Origin of the sequence: Sporosarcina luteola, from assembly GCF_023715245.1 — a bacterium.
Taxonomy (GTDB): domain Bacteria; phylum Bacillota; class Bacilli; order Bacillales_A; family Planococcaceae; genus Sporosarcina; species Sporosarcina luteola_C.
The window spans coordinates 1690848-1713660 of sequence record NZ_JAMBNV010000001.1 but is presented as its reverse complement, the minus strand read 5'-3'; the positions used below and the strand labels follow the sequence as shown (position 1 = coordinate 1713660).

At 45.0% G+C, this 22813-nt stretch carries 26 protein-coding genes; 25 read left to right on the top strand and 1 reads right to left on the bottom strand.

The window, feature by feature from the left end; all coding sequences use genetic code 11:
- Nucleotides 1-6: 6 nt before the first annotated feature.
- The 17 genes from M3152_RS08160 (at nucleotide 7) to M3152_RS08080 (ending at nucleotide 14853) form a co-directional block, all read left to right on the top strand.
- The gene (locus tag M3152_RS08160) at nucleotides 7-981 is read left to right on the top strand and encodes a polyprenyl synthetase family protein (RefSeq protein ID WP_251694656.1); all 975 of its coding nucleotides are present in this window, start codon (nucleotides 7-9) and stop codon (nucleotides 979-981) included.
- A gap of 88 nt (nucleotides 982-1069) precedes the next feature.
- Complete coding sequence (gene ndk / locus M3152_RS08155; protein WP_251694655.1) at nucleotides 1070-1516, top strand: nucleoside-diphosphate kinase; 447 nt, start codon at nucleotides 1070-1072, stop codon at nucleotides 1514-1516.
- Nucleotides 1517-1662: 146 nt separating this feature from the next.
- Nucleotides 1663-2433, top strand: a complete 771-nt coding sequence (locus tag M3152_RS08150; protein WP_251694654.1) for a CheR family methyltransferase — start codon at nucleotides 1663-1665, stop codon at nucleotides 2431-2433.
- A 152-nt stretch (nucleotides 2434-2585) separates the two neighbouring features.
- The gene (aroC, locus tag M3152_RS08145; RefSeq protein WP_251694653.1) at nucleotides 2586-3767 is read left to right on the top strand and encodes a chorismate synthase; all 1182 of its coding nucleotides are present in this window, start codon (nucleotides 2586-2588) and stop codon (nucleotides 3765-3767) included.
- Between the two features lies 1 nt (nucleotide 3768).
- Nucleotides 3769-4875 (top strand): 3-dehydroquinate synthase, encoded by a 1107-nt coding sequence (gene aroB, locus M3152_RS08140; RefSeq protein ID WP_251694652.1) that lies wholly within the window; start codon nucleotides 3769-3771, stop codon nucleotides 4873-4875.
- Entirely contained in the window at nucleotides 4872-5237 is a 366-nt protein-coding gene (gene aroH, locus M3152_RS08135; protein WP_251694651.1) for a chorismate mutase, read from the top strand. Before aroB ends, aroH begins: the two co-directional genes overlap by 4 nt.
- A gap of 26 nt (nucleotides 5238-5263) precedes the next feature.
- Nucleotides 5264-6358 (top strand): histidinol-phosphate transaminase, encoded by a 1095-nt coding sequence (gene hisC / locus M3152_RS08130; RefSeq protein ID WP_251694650.1) that lies wholly within the window; start codon nucleotides 5264-5266, stop codon nucleotides 6356-6358.
- 2 nt (nucleotides 6359-6360) lie between these two features.
- Nucleotides 6361-7476 (top strand): prephenate dehydrogenase, encoded by a 1116-nt coding sequence (locus tag M3152_RS08125; protein ID WP_251694649.1) that lies wholly within the window; start codon nucleotides 6361-6363, stop codon nucleotides 7474-7476.
- 16 nt (nucleotides 7477-7492) lie between these two features.
- Nucleotides 7493-8800 carry a 3-phosphoshikimate 1-carboxyvinyltransferase gene (gene aroA, locus M3152_RS08120; RefSeq protein WP_251694648.1) on the top strand — a complete coding sequence of 436 codons (1308 nt, stop codon included), beginning with the start codon at nucleotides 7493-7495 and terminating at the stop codon, nucleotides 8798-8800.
- Between the two features lie 42 nt (nucleotides 8801-8842).
- Nucleotides 8843-10105, top strand: a complete 1263-nt coding sequence (locus tag M3152_RS08115; RefSeq protein ID WP_251694647.1) for a tetratricopeptide repeat protein — start codon at nucleotides 8843-8845, stop codon at nucleotides 10103-10105.
- A 1-nt stretch (nucleotide 10106) separates the two neighbouring features.
- Entirely contained in the window at nucleotides 10107-10658 is a 552-nt protein-coding gene (locus M3152_RS08110) for a ReoY family proteolytic degradation factor (RefSeq protein WP_251624233.1), read from the top strand.
- 58 nt (nucleotides 10659-10716) lie between these two features.
- Complete coding sequence (locus M3152_RS08105; protein ID WP_251694646.1) at nucleotides 10717-11166, top strand: DUF2487 family protein; 450 nt, start codon at nucleotides 10717-10719, stop codon at nucleotides 11164-11166.
- A 217-nt stretch (nucleotides 11167-11383) separates the two neighbouring features.
- Nucleotides 11384-11890, top strand: a complete 507-nt coding sequence (locus M3152_RS08100; RefSeq protein WP_285847122.1) for a ubiquinol-cytochrome c reductase iron-sulfur subunit — start codon at nucleotides 11384-11386, stop codon at nucleotides 11888-11890.
- A gap of 22 nt (nucleotides 11891-11912) precedes the next feature.
- Nucleotides 11913-12587, top strand: a complete 675-nt coding sequence (gene qcrB, locus M3152_RS08095; RefSeq protein WP_060208191.1) for a menaquinol-cytochrome c reductase cytochrome b subunit — start codon at nucleotides 11913-11915, stop codon at nucleotides 12585-12587.
- Between the two features lie 55 nt (nucleotides 12588-12642).
- Nucleotides 12643-13413, top strand: a complete 771-nt coding sequence (locus M3152_RS08090) for a menaquinol-cytochrome c reductase cytochrome b/c subunit (RefSeq protein WP_251694644.1) — start codon at nucleotides 12643-12645, stop codon at nucleotides 13411-13413.
- Between the two features lie 92 nt (nucleotides 13414-13505).
- Nucleotides 13506-14111, top strand: a complete 606-nt coding sequence (locus M3152_RS08085) for a DUF1405 domain-containing protein (protein ID WP_251694643.1) — start codon at nucleotides 13506-13508, stop codon at nucleotides 14109-14111.
- A 70-nt stretch (nucleotides 14112-14181) separates the two neighbouring features.
- Nucleotides 14182-14853: a zinc metallopeptidase gene (locus tag M3152_RS08080; protein WP_251694642.1), complete on the top strand. Its 672-nt coding sequence runs from the start codon at nucleotides 14182-14184 to the stop codon at nucleotides 14851-14853.
- Between the two features lie 143 nt (nucleotides 14854-14996).
- Here M3152_RS08080 and M3152_RS08075 read toward each other — a convergent pair whose 3' ends face one another.
- Nucleotides 14997-15869: a YitT family protein gene (locus tag M3152_RS08075; protein WP_251694641.1), complete on the bottom strand. Its 873-nt coding sequence runs from the start codon at nucleotides 15867-15869 to the stop codon at nucleotides 14997-14999.
- Between the two features lie 72 nt (nucleotides 15870-15941).
- Here M3152_RS08075 and M3152_RS08070 point away from each other — a divergent pair, with 72 nt between their 5' ends.
- The 8 genes from M3152_RS08070 to panD all read left to right on the top strand — a co-directional run bounded on the left by M3152_RS08070 (nucleotide 15942) and on the right by panD (nucleotide 22746).
- Nucleotides 15942-16313 carry a nucleotide pyrophosphohydrolase gene (locus tag M3152_RS08070; RefSeq protein WP_410055842.1) on the top strand — a complete coding sequence of 124 codons (372 nt, stop codon included), beginning with the start codon at nucleotides 15942-15944 and terminating at the stop codon, nucleotides 16311-16313.
- Nucleotides 16313-17113, top strand: a complete 801-nt coding sequence (gene dapB, locus M3152_RS08065) for a 4-hydroxy-tetrahydrodipicolinate reductase (RefSeq protein ID WP_251694639.1) — start codon at nucleotides 16313-16315, stop codon at nucleotides 17111-17113. The genes M3152_RS08070 and dapB overlap by 1 nt, the downstream gene beginning before the upstream one ends.
- A gap of 24 nt (nucleotides 17114-17137) precedes the next feature.
- A complete protein-coding gene (gene bshA / locus M3152_RS08060; RefSeq protein ID WP_251694638.1) occupies nucleotides 17138-18271 on the top strand; it encodes an N-acetyl-alpha-D-glucosaminyl L-malate synthase BshA in 1134 nt (377 codons plus the stop codon).
- On the top strand, nucleotides 18268-19458 hold the full coding sequence (locus M3152_RS08055) for a CCA tRNA nucleotidyltransferase (RefSeq protein ID WP_251694637.1): 1191 nt from the start codon (nucleotides 18268-18270) through the stop codon (nucleotides 19456-19458). Before bshA ends, M3152_RS08055 begins: the two co-directional genes overlap by 4 nt.
- Nucleotides 19436-20419 carry a biotin--[acetyl-CoA-carboxylase] ligase gene (locus M3152_RS08050; protein ID WP_251694636.1) on the top strand — a complete coding sequence of 328 codons (984 nt, stop codon included), beginning with the start codon at nucleotides 19436-19438 and terminating at the stop codon, nucleotides 20417-20419. The genes M3152_RS08055 and M3152_RS08050 overlap by 23 nt, the downstream gene beginning before the upstream one ends.
- Before the next feature lie 237 nt (nucleotides 20420-20656).
- Nucleotides 20657-21502 carry a 3-methyl-2-oxobutanoate hydroxymethyltransferase gene (gene panB, locus M3152_RS08045; protein ID WP_251694635.1) on the top strand — a complete coding sequence of 282 codons (846 nt, stop codon included), beginning with the start codon at nucleotides 20657-20659 and terminating at the stop codon, nucleotides 21500-21502.
- Nucleotides 21492-22391: a pantoate--beta-alanine ligase gene (gene panC / locus M3152_RS08040; protein WP_251694634.1), complete on the top strand. Its 900-nt coding sequence runs from the start codon at nucleotides 21492-21494 to the stop codon at nucleotides 22389-22391. The genes panB and panC overlap by 11 nt, the downstream gene beginning before the upstream one ends.
- Entirely contained in the window at nucleotides 22366-22746 is a 381-nt protein-coding gene (gene panD, locus M3152_RS08035; protein WP_251694633.1) for an aspartate 1-decarboxylase, read from the top strand. Before panC ends, panD begins: the two co-directional genes overlap by 26 nt.
- The last annotated feature ends 67 nt before the right edge of the window (nucleotides 22747-22813 follow it).

Sequence of the window (22813 nt, the reverse complement as noted above, 5' to 3'; positions counted from 1 at the left end):
ATCGTCTTGGAGAAATTGAAGTTAATGTCGCTTTACGCAGATTTCCGAAAGGATCTTTCATTCATCGAAAAGGAACTTGAACGATCCGTCGATTCCTCTTCCCCGGTCATTCGGCAAGCCTCCCTACTACTATTGCGGGCAGGCGGAAAAAGGATACGTCCGATATTTGTCATCCTTTCGTCCAAGTTCGGTGAATATTCGATGGAAAATGTGGCGAAAGTGGCAGTATCCTTGGAATTGATCCATATGGCCTCCCTTGTTCATGACGATGTCATCGACAATTCCGATTTCCGCAGAGGCTTTGAGACGGTGAAGGCTAGGTGGAATAACAGGATTGCTATGTACACCGGCGACTACATCTTTTCACGTGCACTTGTCTCTATCGGAGAAATCGAAATGCCTGCTGTTCATCAACTGCTTGCTGAAACGATGCTGGAGATTTGTAAAGGTGAAATCATTCAATTTGAATACCAACAAAAAACGGACCAGACATTCCGCGACTATTTGCGTCGCATCAAAAGAAAAACGGCATTATTGCTATCTTCCAGCTGTGAATTGGGAGCGCTCGTCTCCGATGCAAGCCCGGATGTTGTCGGTAAGCTGAAACGATTCGGCTATTTTGCGGGAATGGCTTTCCAAATAGTAGATGACATACTCGATATCACATCAACAGATGAAAAACTCGGCAAGCCTGCCGGCAGTGATCTGTTAAATGGACATTTGACGTTGCCTACACTATACATAAAAGATGAACCCGAATTTCAACCATTCCTGTACCGTTCATTTGATGGTTCATTGACGGAAGATGAGCGGAGCCGAATGCTTGCCTATATCCGTAATTCCGGCGCAATAGAGAAATCACAGCAAGTGAGCGATATGTACTTGAGGAAAGCGATCGCGGAAGTGGAATCATTGCCGGATAATGAAGCGAAGAAGTCACTTTTGCAAATTGCGGACTTCCTAGGAAAAAGAAAGTTCTGAGCAACAGCCTACTAGTTGAAAGATCGTTGCCCGAGTGGTACGATCAGTAAGGATAAAATTCCATACATACGTGAAGGAGTGTTTATAAATGGAAAAAACATTTTTAATGGTTAAACCTGATGGCGTTCAACGTAATTTAATCGGTGAAATCGTAAACCGTTTCGAAAGCAAAGGGTTCACATTGGTTGGCGCTAAATTGATGCAAATCAGCCAGGACCTTGCTGAACAGCATTATGGCGAACATAAGGAGCGTCCTTTCTTTGGAGAGCTTGTAGACTTCATCACTTCCGGACCAGTTTTCGCAATGGTTTGGGAAGGTGAGAATGTAATCTCGACTGCACGCTTGATGATGGGTGCGACAAATCCAAAAGAATCTGCACCAGGCACAATCCGTGGCGACTTCGCTGTCACTGTCGGCAAAAACATCATCCACGGTTCCGATTCACCGGAATCTGCCGTTCGTGAAATCGGTCTTTTCTTCAAAGAAGAAGAACTCGTCAGCTATGACAAATCAATGGTAAGCTGGATCAACTAATTCAATTACAGACAGCCTCGCGGTCAAATGCGGGGCTGTTTTATTATTGCCCTAAATTTCGTCAAATTGAAGTCCATTTGGAAAGTGCCACATTTTGCATGTTCTTTCCGGTATAATAGGGAAAAAGAGAACCAGGGGGACTATTCATGTCAGATTACATCGATTTCATATCAAAAATAAAGAATAAGACCGGAATAGACTTATCACTATACAAAGAAGCTCAAATGAAAAGAAGGCTCACATCCCTATATGAAAAAAAGGGATTCCGCAATTTCTCTGACTATTATTTAGCCATACATAATGACAAACAGCTTCTGAACGAATTCCTCGATAGAATGACAATCAATGTCTCGGAATTCTATCGGAACGCCCAGCGTTGGGATGTCCTCGACAAGAAAATCTTCCCCATGTTGTTAGCCCAAAACAAAAAACTGAAAATATGGAGCGCGGCCTGTTCCACAGGAGAAGAACCATATTCCCTCGCCATGGTCCTATCATCTCACTTGCCGTTACGGGATATTTCAATTTTAGCGACAGACCTCGATGCCGGGGTATTGGAACGCGCAAAGGTCGGCCTTTATCAGGAACGGTCATTGAAAGAAGTTCCCAAACCTATCTTGGACAAATATTTCGTTAACGAAGGACAGCACTACCAAGTGAAAGATGAAATAAAACAGACAGTACAATTTAAACAGCAAAACCTGTTAGGGGATCCCTACGGTTCGGGTTTCGATCTTATTGTCTGCAGGAATGTAATGATCTACTTCACGGAAGAGGCAAAGGACCAGATTTACACTGACTTTTCAAAAGCGCTGGCTCCCGGTGGAATCTTGTTCGTCGGTAGCACCGAACAGATATTCAATCCATCCAAATATGGCTTTGAATCGGTGGAGACATTCTTTTACAGAAAGCTTTAATGATTAGCAGTTTATTGCAATTATCCTTTAAATCCGGAAAATATCCGGATTTTTTCATTAATACCTATAGTCAAAATTGTTTTAGTTTGATAAAGTGCTATGAAACGGATGTTTACTCCATCCTTAAGAATAGAGATAAAGGAGGAAATGAAATGAGGTTTTTTACAGCTGGCGAGTCACATGGACCACAATTGACAGCCATTATTGAAGGGTTACCCGCTCAAATGCCTTTAACGGCAGAAATGATTAACAATGAATTGAAAAGGCGTCAAGGCGGACATGGGCGTGGCCGTCGGATGCAAATAGAAAAGGATCAGGTCCTTATCACGTCCGGTGTGCGCCATGGGAAGACGCTCGGGTCGCCTGTGACGCTGACGGTCGTCAATGATGACTGGAAGCATTGGACAAGCATTATGGGAGTCGAACCGTTGGCGGATGATGTGAATCCCGAAGACATCAAACGACAGATCACAAGACCTCGGCCAGGACATGCGGATCTAGTCGGTGGCATGAAGTACGGACACCGCGATCTGCGTAATGTTTTGGAACGATCCTCTGCGAGAGAGACGACGATGCGTGTGGCAGTTGGCGCTGTAGCTAAACAGTTTCTTCGTCTATTAGGCATCGAGACCGTCGCTCATGTAACAGAAATTGGTGGGATCACGACCAATCCAGACACTTATTCCGGATTGCCGTTGGATGAACTGCGAGCGATTGTCGAAAACGATCCTGTCTACTGTGCGGACCAAGAAGCATCAGTCCGGATGGTTGCAGCCATCGATGACATTAAAGGACGTGGAGACACGCTCGGAGGAGTCGTGGAGGTCATTATTGAGGGGTGCCCGCCCGGTATAGGAAGCTACGTACAGTTCGATCGTAAAATGGATGGGAAGCTTGCCGGAGCCATGATGAGCATCAATGCGTTCAAAGGTGTTGAATTCGGATTGGGTTTTAAAATGGCACAAAAACCTGGCAGTGAGGTTCATGATGAAATTGCCTGGTCAGAAGAACTCGGCTACTACCGCAAGTCCAATCGGCTCGGTGGACTGGAAGGCGGTATGACGACAGGCATGCCTATTGTCATCCGTGGCGTCATGAAACCGATCCCGACATTGTATAAGCCACTTGAAAGCGTGGATATCGATACGAAAGAGCCGTTCGTAGCAACAATCGAAAGATCGGACCCTTGTGCGGTGCCGGCGGCTTCTGTCGTTGCAGAGCATGTCATTGCAACTGAAATGGCTAAAGCGATCATGGAGGAATTCCGTTCGGATACGATAAAAGGCTTGAAGGAAGAAATTGAGCGATACAGACACTATGTAAAGGGGTTTTGATATGGGGAAATTGACCGTTCAATTGCCCGATGCGAAATATGACGTGCATATCGGTGAATATATATACGACTTGTTTTCATCCGATTATAAAGAATTGTTGCATAGCGCAGATCGGGTAGGCATCATCGCTGACGAAAATGCCGCTGACCTGCACTTGCCCATTCTACTCGACGCTTTACAAAAAGCAGATATTGCGCCTTTAGTAAAAATCGTCCCTCCTGGGGAAGAATGCAAAACACAGGAAGTCTATTTCGAGTGCCAATCCTATTTAGTGAACAAGAATTTCACTCGGAATTCCTTGCTTATTGCGTTCGGGGGAGGGGCTTGCGGGGATTTGACGGGATTCGTCGCCGCTACATACATGAGGGGGATCAAGTTTGTTCAATGCCCTACGACCATCCTGGCCCACGACAGTGCAGTAGGCGGCAAGACCGCCATCAATTTGCCGGAAGGGAAAAATATGGTCGGTTCTTTCCATCAGCCGGCAGCGGTGCTTTTCAATACTATGTTGTTAACGACGTTGCCGCCGCGTGAAGTCCGTTCTGGAATGGCGGAATTGATCAAACATGCATTCATCTCCGATGGGAATTGGTCAGAATCATTGTTGGAAGAAGAGACTTTTTCCAATCCGACGGAAGAGTGGTTTGCAGCAGAGCTTTTAAAAGGAATTCAAGTGAAGGCGGATATCGTTGTGGAAGATGAATTCGAGCATTCCACAAGGAAATACTTGAACTTCGGCCATACATTCGGCCATGCTGTGGAAGCCGTATGCGGTTTCGGAGGGTTGAGTCATGGGGAATGCGTCATGATTGGCATGGCTTACAGTTTCATCCTCAGTGAACGTCACGGAACGATTGACGCAGCTTTTACGAACCGGTTCATTCGCTTCGCCAAATACAATGGCTACTCGTTCGATCCTGTATTAGAGAATTCATTTGGCAGTTTCCTTGTTTTCATGGAAAAAGATAAAAAAGCCGCATTCGGCGAAATGAATTTCGTCATGTTGGAGAAGTTGGGCACACCTTTTGTGAAAAAAGTTTCAGCGGTTGAATGTGAACAGGCTTTTTTCGAATTGCAGAAAAGAATCGGAATGGGGGAGCGGTCATGACGGTTAGAGGTATAAGAGGGGCAACTACCGTTGTCTCAGATCAAACTGACGGAGTACTTGAAGCTACAAGAACATTGGTGTTGGAAATGGCTGAGCAAAATGGCATTTCTCCAACCGATATTGTTTCAGTCATTGTTTCAACTACACGAGACATTGAGTCGGCATTCCCTGCAAAAGCTGTCAGAACACTGGATGGATGGAAGTATGTACCGGTCATGTGTACGCATGAAATGGATGTTCCGGGATCAATGCCGCTATGTATCCGGATTCTCATGCACGTCAATTCTGAGACCCATCAAGAGGACGTCAAGCATATCTATCAAAACGAAGCAGTGAAGCTGCGGCCAGACTTGCAAAACTAAAATACATGCAGACCGGAGGAGTACATATGCAGTGGAAACAAGTTTTATCTACTATGAGACCTTATAAACCGGGCAGATCGACTGAAGAAGTGAAAAAGGCTTATCGCTTGGATAGTGTCGTAAAATTGGCTTCAAATGAAAATCCTTACGGCTGCGCGTCTACAGTAGCTGAGTTTTTAAGCAACACATCGATGCCGTATGAAATTTATCCAGACGGAAATGGGACAACCCTTCGTGCAAAACTGGCAGAAAAGCATGGCGTGGAGGAATCCTCAATCCTTTTCGGAAATGGTTCGGATGAACTTGTTTCAATCATTACACGTGCATTGCTTGATGAAAAAGTGCATACGATTATACCGACTCCGTCTTTTCCACAATACGCCCATAATGCTAAAATTGAAGGTGCGGATATAACGGAGATTCCATTAAAGAATGAACATCATGATCTGAACGATTTTATCAATGCGATAAATGATCGTACAGCAATCATCTGGGTGTGCAATCCGAATAATCCGACCGGAAGTCTTATTCCAAAAGCCGAGCTGGAAAGCTTTTTGGAGCAGGTTCCTGAAAACATCTTAGTCGTACTGGATGAAGCTTACTTTGAATACGTAACGGTTTCTGATCATATCGATTCGATTGGACTGATAGATCGGTTTCCTAACATTATTGTGTTGCGTACATTCTCGAAAGCGTATGGCCTTGCATCCTTTAGAATAGGGTATGCGGTCGGCTCATCCGATATTATTACCGAGCTGAATAAAGTGCGTAATCCATTTAACACCAATACGTTAGCTGTAGCAGTTGCAACCAAGGCTCTGGAAGACGATGCATTCATCGACATGTGCCGGGAATTAAATGCAAAACAGAGGAAGCGTTACAAGTCTTTCGCTAATGAAAAAGGAATCCATATGTATGATTCCGAAACGAACTTTGTATTGATGGAAGTACCGGGAGATGCGGACGAAGCTTCGGAATTTCTTTTGAAACACGGCTATATCATCAGAAGCGGCAATGCACTCGGGACACCAGGGTACGTTAGGATCACAATCGGAACAGAAGAGCAGAATACGGGATTACTACAGGCGTTCACTCTTTTGTTACAAGAAAAAGGTAGATAACAATGAATGAAAATATAGCAATTATTGGCTTAGGTCTTATTGGCGGTTCCTTGGCGCTTGCATTGAAGCGCGGCGGCCGCAATTTGCAAATATCAGGATTTGACCGATCATATTCAACCGCGGATGAAGCTTACCGCCGTGGCATCATCGATACAATTGCACCATCCGCAAGAGCGGCATGCGAAAAAGCCGATTACATCATTTTTGCGACCCCTGTGAATACGACAATTGCATTGATGGAAGAAGCTTCACAATGGACGCTCAAAGAGAATGTCATCCTGTCGGATACGGGAAGTACAAAAAATCCGATCATGCAGGCGGCCGTTAGACTTCAAGACCGAGGATTGACATTTATCGGCGGGCATCCGATGGCAGGTTCCCATAAAAGCGGCATCGCGGCAGCGAAAGGACATCTGTTTGAAAATGCTTATTATGTGTTGACACCTAGCAATTGGACGAGTTCTGAACAAGTTGATAGCCTATCCAATTTATTGGCGCCTACAAAAGGTAAAATCGTCATCTTGGATGCGGCTGAGCATGATCGAATGACGGCGATTGTCAGCCATTTCCCTCACATTATCGCTTCCTCCCTCGTTGGCAGGTTGGCTGACCAGGAAAAAGAGCAGCCATTCGTGAAGGATCTAGCTGCCGGCGGCTTCCGTGACCTTACCCGAATCGCCTCAGCGGATCCGACGATGTGGCGCGATATTACAATTCAGAATCGGGAAGAATTACTTGGGCAACTGGATGGCTGGTTACAGGAAATGAATTCAATCCGCTCGATGATCCTTGAAAACGATCCCGATCGAATATATGATTTCTTTTCTGATGCGAAGGAGTTCCGGGATCAATTACCTTCCACTTTCAAAGGGGCAGTGCAAGGAGCTTTGTATATGACATTCGATTTGCATATCGATATACCGGATCATCCTGGTGTCATATCCGAAATCACAAAAATACTTGCTGATGAGCAAATCAGCATCACGAATATCCGGATTGTAGAAACACGAACAGATGTATATGGAATCCTCGTCATCAGTTTTCAGACGGCGGATGATCGGAAGGCTGCAAGGTCGGTCCTTGCGAAAAAAACGGATTATAGCATGCATATTCTCTAAAAAGGGAGGGCTCTTCATGGTGGAAACAAAAACAGTGACATTCAACAAGCCGATAGTAAAAGGTTCTGTAAAAGTGCCGGGGGATAAATCCATTTCGCATCGTGCTATCATGTTAGGGTCGATAGCTGAAGGCCGCACGAGGATAAAAGGATTCCTCGATGGGGAGGATTGCTTACGTACAATCGAGATTTTCAAGCGATTAGGCGTCTCCATTGAGCGTAGTGGAACAGACGTCTTGATTACGAGTCCCGGGATTAAGAAATGGGTCACTCCTACTGAAGAGCTATATGCCGGGAATTCAGGCACAACGGCTAGACTGATGCTCGGAATATTGTCGGGCTCGGCGGTTACTTCCACATTGACAGGCGACGCTTCCTTATCCAAGCGACCGATGAAAAGAGTGACCACCCCACTGCAATCAATGGGAGCAATGATTTCAGGCGATGAAGAAGGTGATTTCCTTCCACTTACAATCGTTGGATCAACGCTTGAAGGAATTGACTATAAGATGCCTGTGGCAAGTGCACAAGTGAAGTCTGCGATCCTTTTTGCCGGATTGAACGCAAAAGGAGAAACAGTCGTCAGAGAAACTGACGTTTCAAGGGATCATACGGAAAGGATGCTTCAGCAGTTCGGAGCTGAGCTTCTCAAGGATGGAAATACGGTACGCATCCAAGGAGGACAAGCTTTATCGGGGACGGACGTGATTGTTCCCGGTGATATTTCATCCGCGGCATTTTTCATGGCGGCTGCTGCTATGATCAAAGACAGTGAAGTGGTATTTACTAATGTCGGTCTGAATCCGACGAGAACAGGAATCATTGAAGTACTGAGGCAAATGGGTGCCGAAGTGGAAATACTTGAACATAACGGTGAAAAAGGGGAATATTACGGAGTAGTTAAAGTGGCGCATTCCCGATTGGAAGGGATTGAGATAAGTGGAGATATCATACCGACACTTATCGATGAATTGCCGATTATTGCGCTGCTTGCAACCCAGGCGACGGGTACAACAGTCATCAAAGATGCTGCGGAACTGCGTGTCAAGGAGACGGACCGCATTGCCGCCGTCACGGATGAACTGACGAAACTCGGCGCGAAAGTGGTAGCAACGGAGGATGGGATGATTATTGAAGGACCTACAGCCTTACTAGGAGGGGAACTGAGATCCTACGGCGATCACAGAATAGGGATGATGGCTGCCATTGCCGCTTTGGTGTCAGTTGGTCCAATCCACATTGAAGACCCATCTTGCATCGCCATTTCTTATCCGAACTTCTTTGATCATTTATCTCAACTCGTGATAGCGCGTAGTGAAGAATAATTTTCCTAATGTATACAACATGAAGGAACAGGTGAAAATATGATGCAGTTACATGATTTTGAAAAAGCGGTACTCGATGGAGATATCGGGCAAATAAATGAATTGATTGACCGTGTGGAAAAGTCCGGGGATTTTGATCTGCTTTATGAAGCATCAGGTTTATTGGTCGATTACGGATATGTCGGACAAGCTGACCATATTTACGAAATGTTGCTGTCCTATATGCCTGATGAGCCCCAATTGAAGATTGACCGGGCCAACACATTGATGGAACTCGGGGATGAAGATGATGCATTGCTGTTGCTTTCGGAGGTGACGCAAGATCAGGAGGAGTATACCCAGGCGCTGTTAGCTCTAGCCGATTATTATCAAATGATCGGAATGGCGGAGGCGGCTATCGGAAAGGTGAAAGAAGCCTTATCGCGATCACCTCATGAGCCTGTCATCCGTTTTGCGTATGCTGAACTGCTGCTAGATGCAGGAAGATATCTCGAATCCGCAAAACTTTACACCGAACTTTACAATGAAGGCCATAATGAAATTGCTAGTATAATGATTCCGCTCAGACTGGCTGAAACGTATAGCGCTGGAGCTGCATACGAGGAAGCATTGCCTTATTATGAGGAACTTTTGAAAGATGAGCAGCTTCCCGATACGCTATTTGGTGCAGCGTTTGCCTATTACCAGAGTAGACAGCCGGAAAAGTCGGTCCAGTTGCTTGAACAATTGATTGAAATGGATCCTGATTACTTCTCTGCATATATGCTCGCAGGTCAGGCGCAATCCCAATTGGGCAATGATGAACAGGCCTATGGCTTTTTCGAGCAGGGTATCAAGCGTGACGAATTTGATAAAGAACTCCGCCTGTCCGCGGGCAAATCGGCGTTGAAGCTCGGAATCCCCCTCGAAGCGGAAGAACATTTACAGCAAGCGATTGCTCTGGATCCCGAATATATAGATGCGATTGTCACACTCGCATCCCTCTATAATCAGCAGGAAGAAGACGAAAAATTATTATCATTGCTGACCGAAATGAATGAAGAGCAGATGGACATTCCACTATTGTCGGCTTTCAAAGCATATGCACTGGAAAGAGAGGAACAATATGCACATGCATACGTATCTTACAGTAAGGCATATGTTGGAATGAAGGATGATCCATCTTTTCTGGATAAATACGCAAGATTCCTTTTGGATGAAGGAAAACGTGATGAAGCTATCGAAGTAGTTAAGACGTTGGTAATGCTAGAACAACCTGAGGAATGGACCGCTTTTCTTGAAACGTTGAATGACGAGGAGGTGTGATATGACAGCCATGATTCCTGTCGCTGCCAAAAAAGACTTCGTACGGTGGTTTTTAAAGCGCTATAAATTGAAGCGCCGGGAATGTGTGTGGATTCTGAATTATCTTCTAAGCCATGAACAACTACTTCAAAACGTCCACTTTACGGATGAGGCACATTATTGTCCGCGGGCGATGGTGATTTCTACAATAAACTCAGAAAGCATCCCTTTCCGATTTTACAAAGGCAATCTCATGACGGCAGATGCGGAAAAATCATTCCATGATCTCCGACTCCATCCTGATGAAAAAATGTACATTCAGCTGAATTTTCCAAACAGCCATGCTTGTCCTCAATATGCGAGTGTACGAGAGGAAAATCCATTCCTTCCGGCTGAGCTTCAGGTGAGTGCACGAGATCGTAAGATTGCCGAGCAGCTGCTCGAAGAAAGTGCTGCCTCTATGTCCCTGGATTTGCTTATGAGGAGAGTCGATGAAGCACTTGACGCCAATGACCGGGAACGGTTCCTCATTCTATCGGCAATGCTGAACGATATGAAAATCACAAAAGAGTAATGACTCCGTCTTTCTGACGGAGTCATTTGTATGAATATTATTAGGAGGCTGTTTATATATGAATTGGACAGGCAAGGACATGGATACATATTTGCTTCAAAAAGAATATATCGATACATTGGTGATACCGCTTGTAAAAGTTGAAACGAAGATGGATAATATGAAGAATAGCGCTTCATCGACAGAATTCGTCATGCATTTGGCTTCCCTCATTGAAACTCAATTCAAAGGGAGAATGATGTTTGCTCCGCCTTTCGCTTATACACCGGAAACGGATCAACAACATATGGCGCAAACGACATTGCAGGAATTTTCCACTACTACTTTCAAACATGTTTTTTTCTTGACGACGGATCACACTTGGACATCAATGGAGTTGCCAGGACAAGTCATTTGGTTGCCATCCATCCCGCTTGAAAATATGGATGCTTCTTTACGGCAATCAATTCTTGAAGATCAACTGCGCCAAGCACTCCCGAAATTTACCGAGGAATGGGCGAAACAATAATCGGTTTCCGAGGGAATGATTTCTGCACGTTGGAATAATGATCATCGGGTGGATATGAATGGGACATGTGTAAAATTCATGAAATGTTCACAATCTGTACATACAGCTGAAAGCATGATTGAATTTACATTAATATTGATATATCATAGATATGTCCTAGTATTACAATTAGTAAAAGTATGTCCGTTGGACGGAACTTGGAGTAAGAGGAGGGAAACTGATGAGCAGCAAAGTGTCTAGACGCCAATTCCTAAGTTATACATTAATGGGTGTCGGTGGATTCATGGTTTCAGCTACGTTGATGCCGATGGTCCGCTTTGCGGTCGATCCAGTATTGCAACCAAAAGGTGAAGGTGATTTCATTCCGACTCCACAAAAAGTGGACGAGTTGTCTGAAACTCCTGTACGTGTTGACTTTACTATTAAAGATCGTAAGGATGGATGGTACAAGTCCGACGTATCGAACACAGCTTGGGTCTATAAAGAAGGCGATACGGTCATCGCACTTTCTCCTGTCTGTAAGCACCTTGGATGCACGGTGAACTGGGAAGGCGACGAGAAGCATAAGAACGAATTCTTCTGCCCTTGCCATAATGGACGTTATGAGAAAAACGGTAAAAACATACCGGGATCTCCACCACTCGGACCACTTGATGAATATGTGGTAGAAGTCGTGGATGGCTATGTACATCTTGGAAAGACGGTTCCAAACACATTAGTTTAATATGTAAGGGGGTACGACCGAAGTGCTGAATAAAATTTATGATTGGGTTGACGAACGGTTGGATATCACCCCGATTTGGCGTGATATCGCTGACCACGAAGTACCTGAGCACGTAAACCCTGCACATCATTTTTCTGCATTCATTTATTGTTTCGGAGGTTTGACGTTTTTCGTAACGGTCATCCAGATTCTATCAGGTATGTTCCTTACAATGTACTATACCCCGGATATTGAAAATGCATGGAAATCCGTTTACTATCTTCAAAATGAAGTTGCATTCGGTGAGATTGTGCGTGGGATGCACCACTGGGGAGCATCGCTTGTTATCGTTATGATGTTCTTGCATACACTGCGTGTATTCTTTACAGGCTCGTATAAAAAGCCTCGAGAACTGAACTGGATCGTAGGCGTATTGATCTTCGTCACGATGTTAGGTCTAGGATTCACTGGTTATTTACTGCCTTGGGATATGAAAGCGTTGTTCGCGACTAAAGTAGGTATTGAAATTGCAGCATCGGTGCCATTCATCGGTGAGCAGATTAAAATCCTTCTAGCCGGCGACTCCACTATCCTTGGAGCTCAAACATTGACACGATTCTTTGCGATTCATGTATTTTTCCTACCTGCTGCTTTGCTTGGGTTGCTTGCGGCACACTTTATCATGATCAGAAGACAAGGAATCTCCGGTCCGCTATAAGATTCACATCGGAAACGATGTTGATTGTCTGAAACTAGAATAAGGAGGGGACAAAATGCAACGCGGAAAAGGTATGAAATTTGTTGGTGACTCGCGCATCAAAGCTGAAGGCAAGATGCCGAATGTCCCTAAAGACTACTCGGAATATCCGGGTAAAACAGAAGCTTTCTGGCCGAACTTCCTCTTGAAAGAGTGGATTATCGGTGCCATCTTCCTAATCGGATATTTAATCCTGACAGTTGCCCATCCGTCTCCGCTTGAACGTCAAGCAGACCCTACGGATACAACATACATACCGGTTCCAGACTGGTATTTCCTATCCATGTACCAATTGCTTAAGTATGAATTCGCTTCCGGACCATATAACGTCATCGGAGCGATCATCATGCCAGGCTTGGCTATCGGAGCTTTAATGCTAGTTCCGTTCATGGATACATCGAAAGAGCGCCGTCCATTCAAACGCCCTCTTCCAACTGCTTTCATGCTCCTTTCTTTCGCAGCTCTATTCTATTTGACATGGGAATCCGTTGTGAACCATGACTGGGAAAAAGCGAAAGCACAAGGTGCAATTGTTGAAGAGGTTCAATTCGATCCAGAGTCTGAAGGTTATCAAATCTATGCTGGATCCACATGTATCGGCTGTCATGGTGACGCCTTCCAGGGTGGATTAGGACCAGCGCTAAGCAACACTGGCCTTTCAGCAGATGAGATTGTAGATATCGCGCATAATGGTATTGGTACAATGCCTCCGAATCAGTGGGATGGCTCAGAGGAAGACTTGCAAAAACTAGCAGAGTTCCTAGAAGGCTTGAAAACAGCAGAGTAACTCAACACGAAAAAAGAGTCAGGTGACTGACTCTTTTTTTTTACAAATTATTATACATAATTCATTACATACTTGTGTTTGGGGAGATGGACATGATTTCTTTAGTCGATCGAATTTGGTTCTTGTTAACTCATAAATCATTCCTGTGGATTTTACTATTCATCAATCTGCTCGGCACGGTATACGGCTACGATTGGTATATGTGGCAATTGGAAATAACAGAACCGAAATTCTGGATTTTTGTACCGGATAGCCCTACGGCAAGCCTGTTCTTTACACTTGCAATCATCGGTTGGTTGATTGGCAGGAATTTCAAACTCATTGAAGCGCTGGCACTTATTACACTTGTCAAATACGGCTTATGGGCTGTTGTCATGAATCTGCTTACTATGCTGGAAATTGGCTCCTTAGATCCTGTCGGTTGGATGCTTATCGGTTCCCATTTCGCAATGGCCGTACAGGCAGTCCTCTATAGTCCTCTGTACCGATTCGAGTTCAAACATATCGTTATCGCGGCAATTTGGACATTGCATAATGATGTCATCGATTATGTATTCGGCCAAATGCCGATTTACCATGACTTGATGAAACATATGCAGCAAATCGGCTACTTTACATTCTGGCTCTCCATTGCATGTATCGCCTTAGCATATACTCTATGGAAAAACAGGAAAAAAGGGGTAAAAGCTATAGTGTGATAGCAAAAAGTTGCGGTTAGTTCAGGCGCATTATAAAATAGAAGTAGATAGAAAGGGAGGGGAAACATAAATGTCATTTTTGGTTTACCTGGGTATTATCATTTTGCTTCCGTTGTATGCCCAATTCAAAGTGAAAAGTACGTATAATAAATATGCGAAAGTACGCTCAACATCTGGTATGAATGGAGCACAAGTTGCACGTCTCATCCTTGATCGCAATGGTTTACAAGATGTAAAAGTCGTTGAAAGCAAAGGTATTTTGACCGACCATTATAACCCATTAACTAAAACGGTTGCCTTATCATCCCAAAACTTCCATGAAGCTTCAGTTGCAGGTACAGCGATTGCAGCCCATGAAGTTGGACACGCAATCCAAGACGCTGAAGCTTATGCATTTTTGCGTTTCCGCCATCGATTGGCACCGGTAGCCAACATCACGTCAAATGCATCTTGGGGATTCATCATGATTGGAATAATCTTCTCAAGTATGAACTCTTTGCTCGGCATCGGGATTCTCTTAATGGCAGTGGGTGTTTTGTTCCAGATTGTTACACTACCTGTGGAATTTAATGCATCGAGCCGTGCGATGAACCAAATTGTTGAACTCGGAATCATCCGGAATGAAGAAGAGCCCCATGCGAAGAAGGTACTAAGCGCCGCTGCAATGACATACGTCGCTGCTACTGCAGTTGCCGTAATGGAATTGCTCCGCCTCATTCTTATTTTTCAAAGCAGAGACTAAAACTAAAACCCGACCGCTTCTGGTCGGGTTTTTCTATATTTTTCTTATCTGTAGATGAAGTATATGTGTTACTTCAGGATTGAAGCCGTGCCCCCGGAAAGCGTCCGCCTGAAGCGGAAATCCGGTTATACAAAGGGTGTTTGTCAATGATCCAAAGGCCGTTTCTGGTCATCAAGTGTAAAGCCTTCGCCCAACACATCATGCACATCAGTAACAGACACAAAAGCATGCGGATCAATCGACGTAACAATATTTTTCAAACGCATCATTTCATTTCTGCCAACAACGCAATATAATATCTCACGGTCAGATTTCGTGAAATGGCCATAACCCCTGAAAACAGTAACGCCCCGATCCATTTCAAGCGTTATCGTGGAAGCAATCTCGTCCTGGGCCTCCGATATGATGAAAGCCCCTCTAGCGGCGTATGCACCTTCCTGTACAAAGTCGATGACCCTTGCGCCCACAAATAACGCGACAAGTGTATACATCATGGACCGATGATCCAAGTAGACCGCCCAAGATAGCAAAATAACGAACGCGTCAAACATAAACATTGTTTTTCCCATGCTCCAGCCTATGTACTTATGCGCCAAACGTGCGATAATATCTACACCGCCAGTTGTTCCGCCATACCGGAAAATGATGCCGAGCCCAACTCCGATGAAAACTCCTGCAAACAGTGCGACGAGGAACATGTCCCCCTCCAAGTGGATGTTGAACTGGTATTTCATGAAGATTTTCAAGAACACCGAAACCGCAACTGTGCCGATAATTGTGTAAATGAAAACTTTCCTACCGAGCAGTTTCCAACCGATGATGAACATCGGAATGTTCAACAGAAGGTTCATAATAGCAGGATCCCAGTTGAAGGCAAACAGGAGGATAAGGGTGATTCCTGTAAATCCGCCTTCTGCAAGTTCGTGCTGGATATTGAAATGTACAAGGCCGAAACTGAAAATGGCGGCTCCCAGAATGATAAAAAAGATGTTTTTAAATTTTATTCCACTAAGCAAAAGATGACCACCTTTCCTTGGTGCGCATTTACATTGTCGTTTATTACAGAAATTTTGACAATACTCCTATGAATGAATACGATAACAAATGAAGGAGACGGAAGCAAATTGGAACAAGCTAAAACGATGAAAAACATGCAGGAAGAAGTCCATTCATACATATCGGGCTTTGAAGAAGGTTATTTCCCTCCGATGGAAATGCTGGCCAGGCTCACAGAAGAGCTTGGTGAACTCTCTCGGGAAGTGCAGCATGTTTACGGTATGAAGAAGAAAAAGGATAGTGAAGAAATCAAATCGTTGGAAGAAGAAACAGGTGACTTGCTGTTTGTTCTCGTCTGTTTTGCAAATTCACAAGGCATCAGCTTGGAAGACGCACTGATGGGCGTATTAAATAAATTTAAAAAGCGCGATGCAGACCGATGGACAAAAAAGGAGGATTTTTGATGAAAATAAAAGTGGCCATCGCCGGAGCTCGGGGAAGAATGGGAACTACGGCGATAGAAGCGATAGAAGCAGCTAAAGATGCAGAAGTGGTAGCTGCACTTGATTATAAATTCGATGGTTTGCATTTACATAACGGTGTTATAAATGAAGAGAAAAAAGGTATTCCAATTTACACATCGCTTTCACAGCTTTATGCAGAGCTTCAACCAGCAGTACTGTTGGATGTGACTGATCCAGATGCCGTATTTAGAAATGTTAAAGATGCTTTGACGCTTGGCGTCCATCCGGTTGTTGGGACGTCCGGTCTGACAAAGCAAGAGTTGGAAACGATTTTCGAGATGGTGGAATCAACACAAATCGGAGGAATCATCGCACCGAACTTTTCAATCGGCGCAGTACTCATGATGAAATTCGCAGCGCAGGCGGCCCGCTATTTGGGGGATGTCGAGATTCTGGAAATGCATCATGATCGGAAATTGGATGCTCCTTCAGGAACGGCTGTAAAAACAGCGGAAATGATTAAAGAAAATAGGCCGGCTCATATCCAAGGACATCCTGAAGAGCAGGTCCATTTGGAAGGGGCTCGCGGAGCCGATGTGGAAGGGATGAAAATCCACAGCGTCCGGTTGCCTGGTCTGCTAGCCCACCAACAAGTGCTTCTCGGAGGAGAAGGGGAATTATTAACACTACGACATGATTCATTTGACAGGAAGAGCTTTATGCCAGGCATCATGATGGCGATCCGGGAAGTGATCGGTCGGAAAGATCTTGTGTATGGCTTGGAGAATATTATCGATTAACGTTTGGCGGAAGAGGTGCAGTATATGAAAAAATTGAAAGTCGGTATAATATGTTATCCAACAGTGGGGGGGTCCGGGGTTGTCGCAACAGAGCTCGGATTGAAAATGGCGGAAAGGGGACATGAAATGCATTTTATCACTTCGAGTCGGCCTTTCCGTGTCCCGGATGTCCAACCTAATATTTATTTCCACGAAGTTAAGATTGACGGTTATGCCGTTTTCAAATATCCGCCTTACGATATCGCTTTAGCGAATCGGATTGCACGGGTGATTGAAGAGGAAGGACTAGATCTTTTGCACGTCCATTACGCAGTCCCTCATGCCATTTCGGCAGCTCTCGGTAAGGATATGGCGAATTCCGACATAGGTGTCATTACAACATTGCATGGGACGGACGTGACGATTCTAGGTCATGATCCTGCTTTAAAAAACACGGTCCGTTATGGAATCGACAAATCTGACATGACGACAGCCGTTTCGGAATCCCTGCGACAGGATACGCTATCATTAATTGAACCGCAAAATGAAATAAAGACAATCTATAATTTCATCGATGAAGAGAAATACCGGCCGGTCAATCCTGGTTCATTAAAAACCGATATGGGAATCCGGGAAGATGAAAAGGTCATCATCCATATTTCAAATTTCCGCAGTGTCAAAAGGATAGGGGATATTATTGATAGTTTCAAACTTATCCGCAAGGAAGTCGATGCGAAATTAGTATTGGTAGGCACGGGTCCTGAAAAGCTTGAAATGATGGAGAAGGCAAGAAAAGAGGGATTGGTAAAGGATATCATCTTCACAGGGAAACGGGATGACTTACCGGAACTTTTAGCAATCAGTGATGTCATGTTCCTATTATCTGAAAAAGAGGCATTTGGCCTCGTGCTTCTTGAAGGATTTGCTTGCGGCGTGCCTGCGATCGCAACAAATATTGGCGGTATCCCCGAAGTGGTCGAGGACGGGACAAATGGATTCCTTGTCGAGTTGGGAGACGTGGAAGCTGCGGCAATGAAAGCGAAAATGCTTCTTGAAGATCCATTCATGCATGGAAACTTCCGCGAAAGTGCGCTCAGGACAGTCCGCGATAAATTCAATTCTGCTACCATTGTTCTTGAATATGAAAAGCTGTACTACAGGGTGGCGGGTTTAAAATGACATCTGAATTTGGAACGGCACCGAGTCGAAAAGTCGTCTGCCAATTGGAGGATGCAGGATACGAAGCGGTATTTGTTGGCGGAGCGGTCCGGGACCATTTGCTTGGCAAAGAGGCGTCTGATTTCGATATCGCCACGTCTGCGACTCCGGAAGAAGTGAAGCAGGTTTTCACCCATACAATTGATGTAGGGCTTGCACACGGGACTGTACTGGTAATTTTGGATGACGAACCGATCGAAGTGACGACGTACCGTACGGAAAGTACATATACGGATCATAGAAGGCCCGATGAAGTGAAATTCGTCAGGTCTTTGAAAGAGGATCTGCAACGCAGGGATTTCACTATGAATGCTTTGGCTTTGACGCTGACTGGTGATCTGATTGATCTTTTCGATGGCATCAAGGATCTTCAGAATCGTCAAATCCGGGCAGTCGGCAACGCAGCGGACAGATTTCATGAGGATGCGTTGCGCATGATCCGCGCGGTCCGTTTTGCTGCCGTTTTAGGGTTTGCAATCGAGGAACATACCTTACAGGCAATTGAAGAAAACGCTGCTAGTGTCGTTCATGTTTCTGTAGAACGGATCAAAGTGGAGATGGATAAATTATGGAAGGGCGTAGATTCCGGCAAGGCACTTGCAATGATCGTGAATACCCGCCTGGCGGAGCATTTGCCCCTATTTCCTGATGATGCACGTCTATTATCTAAATGCGCCCCTTATTCGACAGCAGAGCAAGGGTGGTCCGCATTGATGTTGGCAGGTCATTTTTCGGCTGGAGAGATTGCGAAGGCATATAAACTTTCCAACCGCGAGAAGGACTTTCTGTCAAACGTCCAAGATGCGCTTGATAACAGGCAGTCCAGTCGATTTACGGTTGATGATTATTACCGCTTTACATTGGACGTGTTGATTGCAACAGAAAAGATTTGGCAAGCCCTACATCCTTCAGAACATGGAATTCATTTCGAGGAAATGAAACAGATGCAAGATAGTTTGCCAATCCGTTCAAAGGCTGACCTGCTAGTTGATGGGAAAGACCTAATGGAGTGGACAAGCCAAAGAGGCGGCAGATGGGTTGGTGAATGGATGCAGAAAATCGAATATGCGGTGCTCCATCAAATTTGCCCGAACGATTCGGAAAAGATAAAGGAATGGTTTCTGAATGAATACGAACATCAAGAGTGAATTGCTGAAAAGACTTTTTGAAGCTAAAGGAAATCCGATTTCCGGACAGGAGTTTGCGGACGAATTCGGTTTGTCCAGAACGGCAATTTGGAAATATATTAGAGAGTTTGAAGAGGAAGGCTATGAAATCGCATCGATCCGTAAAAAGGGGTATGTGCTTATCGCTTCGCCGGATCTTGTGAACGCGGCAAACATCAAGAAGTACTTACAGACCGCAGCCTATGGCAGGAAAATCGATTATCATGTCAGTTGCGGATCGACCCAAATACTCGCGCACGACGCTGCACAAGCTGGTGTACCCGATGGAACCCTCGTCGTTTCCGAGGAGCAGACGGCGGGCAAGGGAAGGTTGTCCCGCCCTTGGGATTCAGCAGCCCAAAAAGGGATTTGGATGAGTTTGATCATCAGGCCATCCCTCATGCCCCAGCAAGCTCCGCAAATGACACTCGTGGCTGCAGTCGCGATTGTAAGAGCGATTGAAAATATCGGTGGCATTGAAGCAACGATCAAATGGCCGAATGATATTTTGATCAACAACAGGAAGGTGACGGGCATACTGACTGAACTTCAATCGGAACCGGATCGAGTGAAAGCGATTATTCTCGGAATCGGAATGAACGTCAATCAGGATGAAGACGATTTTCCATTGGAATTGAAAGAGATAGCCACTTCCTTGAAGATTGCCGGCGGAAAGCATATTGATCGCGCTAAGCTGATCGCCGAAATCCTCTTCTTTATTGAATCATATACGAAAATGTATGAGAAACACGGCTTCGGACCGATCAAATTGCTTTGGGAGGGCTATTCGAATATAGCGGGCAAGCGAATCCAAGCTGTCATGTTAAATGAAACGGTTGAAGGCACAGCCTTAGGCATCTCAGAAGAAGGGCTATTAGAGCTTCAGCTCGACGACGGCACAGTCAGGGGCATCTATTCTGCGGATGTCTTTATTAAAGATTGAACTATACAAATCTTCCTTGATTTGCTATAGTAATGGCGAAGGGCAGTATCAATCGGAATTGCACCTTCAGGGCTATATGCTTGTCAGAAAACCCAATAAGATCTGCCTTGATCTTGTAAAAGACAGGGACGGAGGAAACCAAAAATCGTTAGTTCACAATCCTTCTGCCCTTTTTAGGCCAGAAGGATTTTTAATTTTCGGTTTTCTCTACTTTGACCAGAAAAGGAGAGGATACGGATGAAAAGCACTACTGATTTCACGAAGATGAAACGTAATGGGGAAAAAATTGTCATGTTGACTGCGTACGACCATCCGTCTGCACAATTGGCGGAGGAGGCTGGCATCGACGTCATCCTTGTAGGCGATTCGCTAGGCATGGTCGTTTTAGGTTATGAATCGACTGCTTCTGTGACAACCGACGATATGATTCATCACGGAAAAGCGGTCAGGAGGGGAGCAAAGGACACGTTCGTCGTCGTTGACATGCCTTTCGCTTCCTACCATGGTTCAGCTGATAGGACGTTGGAAGCCGCAGTCCGCATCTTCCAGGAGACGGGAGCAAACGCTTTGAAACTGGAAGGCGGAGGAAAGGTGATTGACACCATCCATCTTTTGACGGAAACAGGGATTCCAGTCGTTGCACATCTCGGTCTTCTTCCTCAATCAGCTGCTGTAGCTGGGGGTTACAAAGTGCAAGGGAAGACTGCGGAAGCTGCAGAAAAACTTATTCAGGATGCAATCGCTTGTGAAGCTGCAGGCGCATGTATGATTGTTTTGGAGTGCATTCCTTATCAATTGGCGGACCAGGTATCAAAAGCGGTCGCAATTCCTACAATCGGGATAGGAGCTGGCGCAGAGACGGATGGTCAAGTGCTTGTTTTCCATGACACGGTTAAATACGGAAGTCACCATATCCCTAAATTCGTCGAAGCATACGCAGATATTGGAAGCGATATCAAAAATGGTTTAAAGAGATATGCCTCAGCCGTCAAGACAGGAGAATTTCCTTCTGAGGCACATCGTTTTACGATGAAGGAGGAAGAACTGGTTGCATTATACGGGGGATTGAACGATGTACGTTGATAGTACTGCCATCCAAGTGGTAGAAACCATTGAAGAACTCCAGATGAAACTGAACCGGAATGAACGACAAAATGCAACAGTCGGCTTCGTCCCTACTATGGGCTATTTACACGAAGGGCACTTATCTCTTGTGAAGCATGCAAAAGAACAAAACGACATTGTTGTCATGAGCATTTTTGTTAATCCGGCACAGTTCGGACCCGGCGAGGATTTCGACTCGTATCCGCGTGATCGGGAAAGGGATATTCGTCTCGCATGTGAAGCCGGCGTCGATATTGTATTCATTCCGGCAGTCGATAAAATGTATCCGTCTGACGGTGGCATCCGTATACTGCCGGGCAGGCAGGCGCATGAGCTTTGCGGCGCTTCAAGGCCTGGACATTTTGACGGTGTTCTCAAAGTTGTATTGAAACTGTTCAATATTGTCGATCCGGACCGTTCGTATTTCGGCATGAAAGATGCGCAACAACTGGCAGTAATTGAAACGTTTGTACGGGACTTCAATCTACGGACAGCAATCATGCGGGTTCCGACTGTACGGGAAGAGGATGGATTGGCGAAAAGCTCGCGCAATGTGAAATTGACATCTTTGGAACGATCGGAAGCGACTGTGATCTATCGGGCACTACAAATCGGTGCAAAGATGTTCGCGACGGGAGACAATCCGAACGCTATTGAGCAGCATGTGTCAGAATACATCATTTCAAATAGTTCTGGCAAGATCGATTATGTGAAAATGCTGGCATACCCTGAATTAGGTCCTGTAACGGACGCGGCACAGGAAGTAATCTTGGCTTGCGCAGTGAAGTTTTCGTCAACTAGGTTAATAGATAATATTATTATGTCAACAAAGGATGGTACCCATGTTCCGAATGATGATGAACAGTAAATTGCATCGCGCTACCGTGACAGAAGCAAACTTGGATTACGTTGGAAGTATTACGATTGATAGTGACTTGTTGGATGCAGCGGGTATGCTTCCGAATGAGAAGGTCCATATTGTCAACAATAATAATGGAGCTCGATTTGAAACGTATATTATAGCGGGTGAGCGTGGAAGTGGTGTTATTTGCGTCAACGGCGCTGCAGCCAGATTAGTCCAGAAAGGTGACATAGTCATCATCATTTCATATGTCTATGTAACGGATGAGGAGGCTAACACCCATCAACCGACAGTCCTTCTCATGAATGAAACGAATGGGGTTAAAGAAGTGATCAAAGAAACGCCCGGCGTAATTGCCTAATGGAAGTAGACGCCGATGAAGGATTGAAATTTTCCTTCATCGGTATTTTTTAATTGGTTGGATACCT